At 64.1% G+C, this 12,414-nt stretch carries 10 protein-coding genes; all 10 read right to left on the reverse strand.

The genetic code is table 11. The features are described from left to right. Positions 1-54 precede the first annotated feature (54 nt). The 10 genes from OHL16_RS09785 to OHL16_RS09830 all read right to left on the reverse strand — a co-directional run bounded on the left by OHL16_RS09785 (position 55) and on the right by OHL16_RS09830 (position 12,393). Positions 55-915 (reverse strand): DUF3037 domain-containing protein, encoded by an 861-nt coding sequence (locus OHL16_RS09785; RefSeq protein ID WP_263366931.1) that lies wholly within the window; start codon positions 913-915, stop codon positions 55-57. 111 nt (positions 916-1,026) lie between these two features. Continuing rightward, positions 1,027-1,893, reverse strand: a complete 867-nt coding sequence (locus tag OHL16_RS09790; protein ID WP_263366932.1) for a HipA domain-containing protein — start codon at positions 1,891-1,893, stop codon at positions 1,027-1,029. 118 nt (positions 1,894-2,011) lie between these two features. Further along, positions 2,012-3,535 (reverse strand): phage terminase large subunit family protein, encoded by a 1,524-nt coding sequence (locus tag OHL16_RS09795; protein WP_263366933.1) that lies wholly within the window; start codon positions 3,533-3,535, stop codon positions 2,012-2,014. A 79-nt stretch (positions 3,536-3,614) separates the two neighbouring features. Then, positions 3,615-8,174 (reverse strand): GDSL-type esterase/lipase family protein, encoded by a 4,560-nt coding sequence (locus OHL16_RS09800; RefSeq protein ID WP_263366934.1) that lies wholly within the window; start codon positions 8,172-8,174, stop codon positions 3,615-3,617. A 19-nt stretch (positions 8,175-8,193) separates the two neighbouring features. Next, positions 8,194-9,174: a hypothetical protein gene (locus OHL16_RS09805; protein WP_263366935.1), complete on the reverse strand. Its 981-nt coding sequence runs from the start codon at positions 9,172-9,174 to the stop codon at positions 8,194-8,196. Continuing rightward, complete coding sequence (locus OHL16_RS09810; protein ID WP_263366936.1) at positions 9,171-9,677, reverse strand: hypothetical protein; 507 nt, start codon at positions 9,675-9,677, stop codon at positions 9,171-9,173. The genes OHL16_RS09805 and OHL16_RS09810 overlap by 4 nt, the downstream gene beginning before the upstream one ends. A 57-nt stretch (positions 9,678-9,734) precedes the next feature. Beyond that, complete coding sequence (locus tag OHL16_RS09815) at positions 9,735-10,085, reverse strand: hypothetical protein (RefSeq protein ID WP_263366937.1); 351 nt, start codon at positions 10,083-10,085, stop codon at positions 9,735-9,737. Positions 10,086-10,170: 85 nt separating this feature from the next. Next, positions 10,171-10,794 carry a hypothetical protein gene (locus OHL16_RS09820; RefSeq protein WP_263366938.1) on the reverse strand — a complete coding sequence of 208 codons (624 nt, stop codon included), beginning with the start codon at positions 10,792-10,794 and terminating at the stop codon, positions 10,171-10,173. 115 nt (positions 10,795-10,909) lie between these two features. Further along, positions 10,910-11,959, reverse strand: a complete 1,050-nt coding sequence (locus OHL16_RS09825; RefSeq protein WP_263366939.1) for a hypothetical protein — start codon at positions 11,957-11,959, stop codon at positions 10,910-10,912. Between the two features lie 14 nt (positions 11,960-11,973). Further along, a complete protein-coding gene (locus tag OHL16_RS09830) occupies positions 11,974-12,393 on the reverse strand; it encodes a hypothetical protein (RefSeq protein ID WP_263366940.1) in 420 nt (139 codons plus the stop codon). Positions 12,394-12,414 lie beyond the last annotated feature (21 nt).

The following is a 12,414-nucleotide window of genomic DNA, read 5'->3' on the forward strand; positions in this document are numbered from 1 at the left end:
GCCGTGCCCTTAACAAGACACCGTTACGAACGGAAAGCTAATCCAGCTTGCCCCTCAGACTCTCAGCTCCACCCTGGCCGTCTCTGCAACTCTGGCGAGATCGCTCACGGTCACCACGCGAATCTCCTGCTGCTCCATAGCCTCGACGCCGAAGCGGTATCGCTCCATCGCCTCGTCCTCTGCGCTGGAGACGCTGCGCAGCGGCTCGACGACCGCCGTCAGCTCAAGCCGCGCGTCTTCGACTCGCTGCACTCCCTCGCGAAGTTGTGGAGCCGAGAAGGCCAGACCCTTTGCGGATTCGACGTCGCCCTCGAGCGAGACCGCCTGGAACATCCGGATAATTCCACCCGCGGTTGCTCTTTGAAGTTCAGCCCTGTACCCGCAGTCGATCTTCATCGGATCTCCTGGCCGCGTGTAGAGCGACGCCGCGATACGCTTGCGCATCAGCCCCCACACTCCGGCACGCTCGAACTCATTGCGCATTGCAGCGGTGATTGCAGCGCGGCCCGTGCGCCGCCGCTCCGCCTTCACCTTCAGGGGCTCGACGTACATCTTCATCAGTTGCTCAAGCTCGGCTGGGATGCTCTCGGCCAGCGCGGCGCGGGCCTCGGTGATCTGGAGCGAGTTCGAGAGCGTGTCTTCGAGTACCTGCATCACCGGCTTTCCATCGGTCGCGCTGTGCCTCAACCGCTCGGCAATTTCGCCCTCGAGAGCCTCGAGCAGCCCGATGTCCGCGTCGGCGTCCATGCAGCGCACGCGGCTCCAGTCGCGGGTGAAACGCACCACCGCGCTCTCGTCGCGGCCGGACGAAGGACCGGCCTCGCGCAGCAGCACACCGATGTTGGTGAACTCGCCCTTCACCACATCCGGAACATAGCGGATGAGGAAGAACTCGCATTGGATACGCTCTGGCAATCAACCTCCGAAAGGCAACGAACAACCAACAGCCGACAACCACTTCAAACACGTAGCAATTCAAACACCATTCAGCCAGCAACTAACAACCAGCAACGAACTACTTGTCCTCTACATTACAAACTTTCCGACTTCGCCCACATCGGCGAACTGCCGTGGCACGATCACCCTCGCTCCGGTGTCCCACATCGGGAACGGACGCCGGTTCGAGTCCCGAAACGCACCAACCAGCTCCCGCACGCGTGAGCGCCGCATCAGCATCTGTTCCATCAGCCGTTCGATCAGCGAAGTGTCGCCGCCGTACCACTCTGGCGGAACGTTCTCGGCGATCTGCCAAAGCGTCTCGGGCGGCATCGACTCTATGCGACTCAGCCACGGCTCAAAGCTCTCCCACCCCTTCACGCCGGCGTAGACGCGGTTGCGCTGGTAGACGCCACGCAGCGGCGCGTCAGGAAAGGTCCACTCGCCTGCGTTGAAGCAGAAGCCCTGGTCGATGAACGTCGCTCGGTACTTGCGCTCGCGCGGCCTGCGCTCGAAGACAGCCTGGCGGCCGTTGCAGTTGCCCGTCCACTTGTCGATGCACAGCATCCCCGCGAACTCGCGCAGGTTGCGCACCTCGTCGAGCTGCTGCTCGGGCAGATAATCGACGACCTGGCCGGGCATCAGCCCGCCGACAAACTGCGAGCCAAACTGCAGTCCCGCGGTGTAACGCTGCGTCACGCCGCGTCCCTGCTCTACGATCATGCCCGGTGTGTTGGCGATGAGCCACTCGCTCACCTCGATGACATCGCAGGCCGGAACCGTCAGCCCGGCGGCGGCGGCCAGCCGTGTTGCGATGAACTCGTTGGCCAGCACGCGCAGGTGCTGAGGGTTGTTCTGAAACTTCACCACCCAAAGCCTGCCGTCGGCCCCCAGCATCAGCTGGCTCTGCGCGCCACCCCGCATCCGACGAATCGCCTGCACTGCCAGTACCGCCAAGAGCCCTCCACAGCCAACAGAATACAGAGGAAAGTTGCAGGTTGTTAGTTGCAGGTTGCTAGTCGTTGCTTTTCGCCACTAACAACTAACAACTGGCAACTAACAACGGTACCTGCCACTAGCGCTTGCGGCACAGCGTCTCTGCTCGGACAGCCTGGGCTATGGCCATTGCCATCAGGCAGTCGTCGTGCGCTCCGTTCGCGGCTCCCATGCGGCCTCCGGGCATCGTGATGAACGTCCGGCACTCGGTGAGCAGCCGGCGACTGCAGAAGATCTCCGGCGACTCGACCAGCAGCGCGCCCATGAGGCTCACCATGCCGGGCTTGTTCGCTGCCGTCGTCAGCCAGCCGGTGACTCCGTTTGACTCGTAGACGTTCGCATAGTGCTCCGAGCTGCTGAGATACGCCAGCACGCCCGAGCCGTGGTTGTTGCGCTCCACGGCGATCACCGCGTCTTTGTATTCGCGCGCGAGATCTGCCGCGACGCGCGACAGCTCCAGGAGGCTGAGCCGTTCCTGCAGCTCCGCGCACTGCAGCCCGCTCTCCCGATCGATCACCTGGATCGCTGCGTAGTCGCCGTCGGAGCCGCCACCTGCCGTATCCACGGCCACGATGTACTCCCTGCCGGGCAGAGGAGGAAACCATGTCAGCAGCGCTCCGTTGCGGCGGGGCTCGCCCGTTGGCTCCGGAGCCGTGGCCAGCCGCCGCTCCACGGCAGCAACCTCGAAGCAGCATTCGCCAGACGCCTTGAAACAGCTCTCCGCGTCTTCGGCGAACTCCTGCGCGCGCAGCCTGCGAAAGTTCGCCTCAAGCCCGCGCCGGAAGCCGATCTGCTGCGCGGTCAGGCCGTGGGCCTCCATCAGGGCGCTCTCCGCTGCCGTAAAATTTGTGACCGCATCGGATACATATGCACTTTCCTTCCACCAGGGGAAGAAGTGGCGCACCGTTCCGTTCGTGGCCGCCCTTCCCCATTCTTCATAAAAGCACCCGCACGCGCCGTTCGGAGTCGACTCCATCACCAGCTCGCCGTGCGGAGCGAGCGCCGCACGCAGCCCGGCCAGCGTCTCCTGCGCGTCGCCCGGCCACCGGCTGAGCTCGCTGCAGTGGAGGTACTGAATCGTCAGGCCGCGACCCGCACCCTCGTCGCCTGCGCTCAGGATGCGGAACTCGCTGTCGAGTCCGGGGAAGCACATCTGCCCGACGTTGGCGCGGCTCCGGCGCAGCGGCCCCTTGCGCATCTCCTCGGGCAGGCACTCCCAGAAGCGCTGCACCATGCGGAAGATTCCCTCGGCAGCCTCGCGAGTCTGCGCCACCTGCACGCTCAGGACGCCGGGTGTGGTGATCGTCTTCAGAAAGAACCTTGCGGCCACCCACGTCGTGATTCCCATCTGCCGGGCCTTCAGCACGATGTTGTGCTGCCCCCGCTCCTGTTCGAAGGCCCGCTGCGCGGCGTTGGCCTTGAGGGGCCGCAGCCCGCCTTCGCGGTCGCGCACGCGTAGATACTCCTCGGCGAGCTCGATGATCCTCTCCGGCTCGGCCTCGATCTGTTTTCCCAACTCCACCAGTCGCGCGACATCCCACCCAGTCTCTGTGTCCTGCATCGTCTCCATCTCCATCGTTTGCTGTCCTTTGAGGCTCGACATACCTCAGTGCATTTCCTGATGACGATCCCAGCACAAACGGAAAGAGGCGAGCCTTATTCCAGCCCGCCTCTTCCGTGCTCTACTGTGTTCGCTCCCAGTGGCAGCCGCCTGTGCTCAACGCGCCGGGTACCGGCACGAAGATCGCCCTCGACCCGATGGCCAGCGTGCTGCTGCCGGTCAGCGTCTCGGAGTTGATTGCCGCAACCGTGCCCGCAGCCGTGCCCAGGTTCACGATCTGCCGCGGCAGCGAGTAGCCGATGCAGTCCGGCAGGCTCACGCTCTGTGCTGACGTTCCCGTCAGATCGAGGAAGCGGTCGCCTGCGAGCTCCTGGTAGGACGAGGCCGCCGTCGCGTGCCGGCTGGTCTCGGTTGAGCCGATAAGCTCGTTGACGGCATCGCTCATCACACTAGTCACGAAGACCTCGCCCGCGTCCGTCGGATGCAGCTGCGAGCTGAAGTAGGTGGCGTTGTTCGAAGCGCCATCGGCTCCGAGCTGAGGCACCGTTGCCAGGTCGGCGACGTTGTCTGCCCCCCAAAGCGTGAGCGCCTCGCTCCGGACGATGGTGTTGAGCGCGTTCTTCATGGTGTCGCCGTTGCCGGTGGAGTGAGAGCTGATCTCCGTCGCAACGATGACTCGCGCGCCGGCTGCCTTTGCCTTCTGCACCATCCCTTTGAGCGAGTTTGCGACCTGGCGCGCCGTCATCGTCGTGGAGAAGTCGTTCACGCCGCCCCAGAACACGTCAATCGTCGGGCCTGACCGTCCGTTGATCCTCGGCGCGTACATCAGATCGAACATCGCGAGATGGTCGAAGACCGTCGTTCCGGAAAAGCCGAGGTCCAGCGTCGTGTAGGTCGGGTCGGCGAGCGACAGGTTCGAGATCCACGGCGCAGAGACTCCGAGTCCCGCCGTGCGCGAGTCGATGCCGCCGATCACCAGCGGGGCATCGTGGATGATCGGCCGGTATGCGGGCGCGGCGCCCTTGCTCTGGACGTAGCTCACGGCGTTCTGCGCCGCGGTCTGCACCTCGGTCGAGGACAGCGATGTGCTCCACGCCCACACTGCCGCAATTTTGCCGGTGAACCAGCTACCTGTGTACTGGCTCGATCCGCCGATCTGGTAGTTGCCCGACGAAGGATGCGTGAAGGCCCCGCTGCTCTGCGCGGCGTAACCATTCACCTCGGCGCCATCGTAGTACCAGTGGTCCTTCTGGCCGCCCTGGCCGTTGACGAGGGTCACGATGTGCCAGCCTGCCGGAAGCGGCTCGCTCGCCTCGGTCGAGTCTGTGTTGAACGCCATGAACCGGTGCGAGACGGGCCCGAAGAAGCTGCTGGCGATCAGGCAGGTATGCGCTGTGTCGTTTCCGCAGAGCAGCGACGGGTTCTGCCCGAAGGACGTCGAGTCATCGGTGGGAATCTGCGAGGCTGAGCCGCTGTTGCCAAACGGCGGCGAGTAGATCGCAAACTGCCAGGTGTTCGTCTGGTTGAGAGCGACGGGCAGCTGAATGTACTGGCCCGGCGTGAAGCTGAGGTCAGCGGAACCCTCCCACGTCGCACCAGAGATCGTTCCGTTGTTGTTGTTTCCGCTGGTGTCGTCGGCAACAGTGCCTGTGCCTTCGTTGAGCAGGTACTCACCCAGCAGGTGCGCCCGCTCGGGCATCGCCTGCAGCATTGCCGGCATGGCTAACTGCGAGCCGGATCCCGGCGGGACGGCCCATGTGCCATCCTCGCGAAGATACCGTGCCGTGCCGGCGGTGGCGCCGGGGTCAGGAACAACTCCCTGCGCGTGCCCGCTGCCAGAGGCCTGGAAGACGGGAAGCTGCGCCGCGCCTACCGCGCCATTCAGCGTCGTCGCGTTCACCGTGGTTGCGTTGATGACTCCGGCGGTGAAGCCCTGCGGCGCGAAGGTGTAGCCGGTCCCGCGCAGGGACATCGTCAGCGTGCTGGTCAACGGCTGAAATCCGATGACATCGGTGGCCACGCTCGAGTCCAGCTCGAAGAGGTTGTAGCCGGAGTTCCACTTGCCGCAGCCGTGCGAGTTGCAGTGAATGGTGAAGACGCTCTGCTCGCCCGCCTGCGCGACCATGGTGCGCTTCCAGATGCCGCTGGCCTCATAAGCCATGTCGGGAGGGCCATGGGTCCCTCCGTTGCCGAAGTAGCTGCTTGCCGGCGTGGCGTTGGTGATCGTCCACCCTTGCAGTCCCGGGCCGTTGTTACCCTCGTACTGCAGGCCAGCCCGCTGGAACGACAGCGGCCGTGGGATCGTCTGCCCGATGAACTCCAGATCGGGAGCGACCTTCTGCTGGTAGTAGTGCGGCTCCTCGACGGAATCGTTTGCGGCCCAGGCTACAGTGTTCGGCGCGAGGGTCATCGATCCATCCACGCGCTTGTTCGCCGGGTTCATCACGCTGAGGACCTCGGCCATCGGATAGAGCGCATACCCGCCGGTCAGCAGCGAGAGGGTTCCGCCGGTGCTGGTGCTGTTAGGCCCGCTTTGCGCGTAGGTAAGGGTGTTGGACCCCGTCGTCGTCACCACGAAGCTTCCGTTGTAGCTTGCGTCCGCAACGCCGGAGACCGTCAGGTTCAGCCCGCTGACGTCCAATGGCAGAAAGCCTGCCGCCGTGACGGTCACGGTGTTGCCGCTGCGTCCGAGAGAGGCAATGGGCAGCGAGAGGTTCTGGAAGGCAGAGGTGGTGTTCGATTTTCCGATTACCGCTGTTGCGCCGCCCGCGTAGTACAGGCCTGTCGCCGAGTAGGAGCCGATGACGGGAAAGACCTGCCGGATTCCGTTGGCCGTATCCACCGTCTGCTCGAGGCCATAACCGCACAGGCCGCCGATGGCCACCGTTGCCTGCGTGGCGTGCGCCTTGTTGAGGACCAGCTGCAGATGAGTTCCATCCACAACGGTGTAGCTGGCGGTCTCAAAGCCTTCGACTCCGTTCGCGGCCACAGTTGGGTCGGCGATGCAGGCCACACCGCTGCCGGCAGGGGCCGCCGCAGTGTTCGTAGCGAAGCCGGAGGGCACGCCCGTGGTGGCAATCGCAACCGTCACCGTGCCGGGAGCGACGTCGTTGGCCTGCGATGGGATCGCCTGAGCGATCGTGAAGAAGGTGCTCACGGGAAACGTCGTTCCGCTGAACGCTGCCGACGCATTCGGGCCTGACGCGCCCGTCCCCGTCAACTGGCCCGCAGTGAGAACCTTGGCCGAGTTGGTGTCGATGAGGTATCGCCCGTCCCCCTGGGTCCCTGGGTTTTGGCTCGGCGTCACGGTCACAGCAGTGGAGCCCGTCGTGCATCCCGTCGTGCAGTTGCCCGCAAAGACACGTGAGTCCTCGCGGACTTGCAGATCGAAGGGGTGCGTCCCCTCATCGGCGTTATCGCGAAAGCCGCCCGAGGCGAAGAGGAACTGCGATCCAATGAGGCAGTCGCCCACGCCGAAGCAGTCCGTCTCCATGGGAGCCAGCACGTGCTGTCCCTGAGAGTTGTAGGTGCCGTTCACCATCAACGCGCTGTATCCGCTCTTGAAGTATGGCGGGTTGCCGTTGTCGATGCTCTGCGGAAACTGGTTCGATCCGCCGCCCGGAACGTGATGGTTAATCTGCAGACCAATCGATGCTGGGTCCTCAGTCCCCGTAAGCTGATGCACTACCGCGCCGCTGCGGGTCGAGGTCACGTCGATCACCTGGCCTGCCTCGACGCCCGGCGCGACGACGCTTTCGGGATTCAGATAGCTGTCCCTGCGTTGCCCCTGGCGCGCGTCCTCGACGTGGGTCTGGCTCTTCCAGTCAGTGGGATTGTAGCCTTCGTTCCCGCTGTAGCTCTGCTCGGCCTTCACCTCGCAGCCGCTGGCGCAGTCGGTGCTCTGCGTGGCATTGGCGATGCCGTTGTTGTTGCGGCCATTCTGATACTGGCTTGCGTACTCCACACCGTTCAGGTTGTTCACCTGCAGGCTTGACCCGGCCGGCTGAGCGACGGTCTGGGTCGACTGAGGCGTAGTCGAGACCTTCTGCGCGAGTCCTGCAGTGAGCCCTGCGATGCTCGTATCGACATACTGCTTCCCGGCAGCCTGCAGCGGAGCCGTTGGATCACCGGGCAGCACGAGAGGTCCTGTCATCGTGTCGCCGGCTTTCAGAACGTAGGGATTGCTCTGGTCTAGGGGGCGGCCTGCGACGGCAGCGGCGATCGCCGTATCCACGTAGCTCTTACTCACGGTCTGCATTGCCACGGAGGTCGGCAGCACGGAGCTTTTGATGGCGCTCAGGTGCACCGGCGCCTGGCTTGCGGGGACAACCCAGAACTCGCGGCTCGTCGTCCCGTCGTCCAGGTGGTACACCGCTGTATAGTAGCTTCCCATCGGCGTCGAACCTGCATTCGGAGCCAGCGCGACGCTCAGCGAGCCTCCGGCCGCGATCGTCACCGACGTGCTGCCGCTGGGCACAGACTCGCCTACGGCATTGGTAAACGCGGGCCAGCTCACCAGCACGGTTCCTGTGGCGGGCGTGCCGTCTGCGCGGTAGATCGTATCTGTAACCTGGGTGGTCACAATCTGTGCGCCGGCCATGACTGTCAGCCACATGAGCAAACCGTGAACCGCCAGCAGCATTCCGACCAGCGTCGTCCATCCTCTTCGCTTCCAACTCATCGTTCTCTCCTCGTCCTCACTAAACCGTTCGCATCGCTGCCGGCAGGTAGCTCCGGAAGCACAACACCATCTCTCCGTCGTTCGCATCCTTCACGGGCAGCGCGCGAAATGCTCCGCTCAGCCGCACGCGCTCGAGCGGCGCCGCGAGAGGTTCGGCGATCTCCGCCGCGCCCTGCATCGTCTGCAGGCGCGGATAGTGGAAGATCATCCGGTCGCCCTGCTCGCCGTCCATCACGAAGAGCCCTGACCACTCCTGGAAGAACGTTCCTCCCTCGCGATCGACAAAGCCCAGCAGCCGGCTCACCTGCATCCCTGTCGACGGTGTCCCTGCAGGAAGCGGCGCAGCCAGCGTCAGCGCGCCATTCGTAATTGCCACGACGCGCCCAACGTTCAGCGAGACGCGCCGGATGTAGTTCACGTCGCTTGCGACATTCGCTGATGCCGTCACATACGCCGCGCTCACTCCACTGCCTACGAAGCCCGTCTGCCCCGTGTAGTCCATATCCACCGAGACCAAATCGCCAACGGAGAATCCCGCCGCTGCCGTTCCCACGTTTAGCGAGGTCGCCGTCGAGCCGGCAGAAAGGGGAACCGCCGCGGCTGCTGTCCCTCCGCTGCCGTTCGCCGTCGCGCCAGCCGCGGGGTAGAGCAGATTCATCTGCTGCGAGCCGGAGGCCAGCGCCATCTGCAGCTTGCCCCAGCTCTCAAACTCAAGCTGTACGGTCGCTTCGACCTCGCTCCGCACCTGGCATGTCGTCATCGCCGGTGCTCCGGTTCTCAGCGCGACGACTCCACTCTTCGTCCCGACGCCGTTTCTGCGTGCAAACTTCGTGCACCATCCCAGGTCGATCCACGGAGCAGGCGGTGTGTCGAGCACAAAGGTGCCTGTCTGCGCTGCGTCAAAGATCGAGGGAGCTTGCGTCGCGCGATTCACCGGCGCGAAGTAGGCCCTCACGCGCCGCGTGATCGGAGCCACCGCTACCACTGCAGTCGTGCTCATAGCTCACCCGCTTCCTGATAGCTGAAGACCTCTACCGTTGCCGTACGTTCCAGCCGCTCTCCCTCGACCACGACCTTGCCAAACACCGCATCGCCCCAGAAGATATTGGTCGCCATCGCCGTTGCGGCTCCGCCCTGAGTTGTCGCGGCGTAGCTCATCTTCGCGGCGTTCTGCGGAGCTGCTCCGACAGCTGTTGCCAACTCCGCATCCATACGAGCGAGTAGACGGCCGCGGTCCATGCCGCCGTTGCCTGCGTTGCCGTCGGTGGTGTAACGGATCTCGCACTGCATCGCGACGAGCGGCAACCCAGCCTTCGTGTCAACGATTGTCCCTGTCCACAGCAGCCTGAAGACGTCAGGCGGCTTGGTCGCGGTCACCAGCTCGTTCTCGTCCACCAGCACACCGGGCCGCGTCACGCCGCGCACGACGATGGTGCGCGCGGGATTCAACGCAGCAAGCCTGCTCTGTAGCGTTATGAAAAACGTGTCTTTGGCGTTCTGCATAGATACGTAACCTTTCTGTAGCAAATAGGCCGACCCGGTACACCGATCGCGGGGTTGCTAGACCTCCAGCTTCACAGCTTCGCGCAGCACAAGCCTGTAGCCGCAGACCGCTCCGCCTGCCTCAATCTCACTGAGCGATGCGATCACCAGCAGCGCCTCATCGACGAGCACGCCGAATGCTGCGGCGAACATCGCACTCGCCGAGGCGAATCCAAGGCTTCCCACTAGCGCTTCCACTGCTGTAGCCGACACGAGCATCTCCCGCTGCGTTGGCTTGCCCGCGGTGATCTTCGCGCGTGCCCTGCGAAAGACCACTGGAGCCAGCTCGACGTCCTGAAACTCGGGAGTCGCCAACCCAAGCTGTTCGGCTAGGCTGCCTGCGGTTGCAGGAGCGGGGGTTCGCAACATTACAGCGCGTCCGTGCGCCGCGCGAAACAGTACATCTGCGGCCCTTTGGGCTGCGCACCCCGTTCTCGACAGATCTGTCATTGCGTTACCCCAGCCTCTCCGCCACGTAGGGCCTGAGCAGTGCCTGCACCTGCGGGTCGATCAGAGCGCCGCTGAAGTACTGCATCTGCACGGTGTCCACGCGGCTGGCCTTCACGTTCAGCGCAGGCGTCGCCTGTGCGTTCTTCACAATCTGCGCGCAGGCGATCTTTACTGCGGCAGGAATCGTCGCAAGCCCGGAGGTGTAGGTGATCTCGGCCTCGTTGTAGCCGAGCCCCAGGTAGTTCTGCGGGAAGGTCAGCTCTGCGGTGGCCATGTTGACGTCGATGTGCGAGGTGTCCAGTGTGTTCCAGCTTCCCGGAACGCTGAACGCCCACGCGATCTGCTCGCGGAATGGATCAGGTATCTCGCCGCGCCTTGGCTTTCCGTAGCGCACGCGCACGCCTACCAGTGGCGATGCCGCTCCGGCGGCCGCAGCGAGCGGGCGATAGCTCAGTCGCACGGTCTGCGCGCCTGCGGAGAAGCGCATCCGCTCCACATACTGCGTCACCAGCAGGCTGGGCCGCCTGCAGTGCGCCTCGATGAGCGACGAGGCCATCGTCACCCAGTCGTCTGTCGTCTCTGCATCCAGCCCGTATGTTTGGTATTCGGCGGGAAGTAGGTAAGCCATATAGCTCCTCTCAAAAAGAAAACAGGGACCGGCATAGACTTCGCCGGTCCCTGCAAATGCCTCTACGCTCAAAACAGCAGATCCCTCCGCTCCGGTCGGGATGACACGTTATGCGTTAGCGATCGACGAGCACCTGGTAGTGGGCGTAGTTGGCGCCCTTCACCACGACGCCGCCGAACTTGACCACCACATACTGCGAGGCGAGCGACCCGGGAACTCCGAGCTGGAAGACCCGTGGGTTTGCGTCGCCGAGCCAGTGGTACTCGATGAGGTCCTCGGTGACGATGTAGGCCGGAAGCACGGAGGAACCGGAGCCGGGAGTTCCGGTGTAGCCCAGCGTCCACTCGGGGATGAGCGGAAGCTCGCCCGCCTGGGTGGAGAGCGTCTTCACGGTGAAGCCTGCGCCGATGTCCATGGTGTTCAGGACCACGTTGAACTCGCTCTTCATCTCGCGGTCGATCAGGTCGAGCAGCACCGGGTTGGCGTAGATCGCCGTGGGGCGCACGCCGAACGAGGAGTTCGAGACCATCTGGGCGACGGTAGACTTGAAACCGTCGACGATGCTCTGGCTGGTGCCGATGGTGGCGGTATTGCCGCCCGCAGCGATCTGCCCGGCGGCGCCGAAGTACTGCGCGGTGGTCGGCGAGCTGAGGCTGGTGTCGGTGCCGTTCCAGAGCGCGACGTCGTGCGTGCGCAGGACGCCCTCGACGGTGTCGGCGAGGTCCTTGGCCTGCAGGTAGGCGAACTGGCTCTGCTGCTGGCCCAGCTCGATGTCGAAGAGGTTGTAGTTGATCTGTGCGACCAGCGCCTTCAGCGGCACGCTGCGCTCGATACGCGTGGGGCTGACGATCGGCGCGATGATGTTGCGCGGATCGACAAAGCCCGAGGAGGCCGCAGGCGAGGGAATCGCCGTCTCCTCAAAGAAGCGCGAGGGATGACCCGTTGCCGGGACCTGCTTGATCCTTCTCCCAAAGACGCCACGGCGCTGCACCAGGTCCGTGATCTCCGTCTGATACAACGGAATTTCAATTGCGCCAGGTCCGATGTAGTCCGCTGTCGCGTGAATATCAGTAAACTTCGCGTTCATCATTCTCCCTTTCAAAAAGAAGGGCGCGGCCTCGGCCACGCCCATGCCCCCATTTGTCCCACCTGTCGACTCACCCATGCTTCCGGCGCAGCTTACGACAGCATTCCGGCGCGCACCAGTTGCATCTTCACGGCGATCCTCTGCTCCAGGCTCAGGCTGGTCAGCGCCGCGTCGAGAGCCCCTGCCTCGAGCGAATCCACTGTCACTCCCTGCTTGGCCAGCAGCGTCGCCATGCCCACGGGCAGGGTCTTGCGGCCATTTGTAACGGTTGCAGGAACAGTTTGTGCCGCGGAGGCCTGCAGCTCGGCGATCTTTGCATCCGCTGCGGCAAGCCGGGCTTCGGCTGCGGCCAGCCGCTCCTCGACCTCTGCTTCGACCGTCGCCGAGATGCGGCCGATCGAGGCTTCGGTGTCGCGCTGGCGCTCGGCCAGCCTCTCGACTGCCTGTTCGAGAAGGCTCGCTGCGGCGGCGAGGCGTTCTACTGTAGTTGCGAGTTCGTTGTTCGTCTCCATCTTCACTCCTGTCGCTGTGTT

The organism is Edaphobacter bradus (genome assembly GCF_025685645.1).
Classification (GTDB): domain Bacteria; phylum Acidobacteriota; class Terriglobia; order Terriglobales; family Acidobacteriaceae; genus Edaphobacter; species Edaphobacter bradus.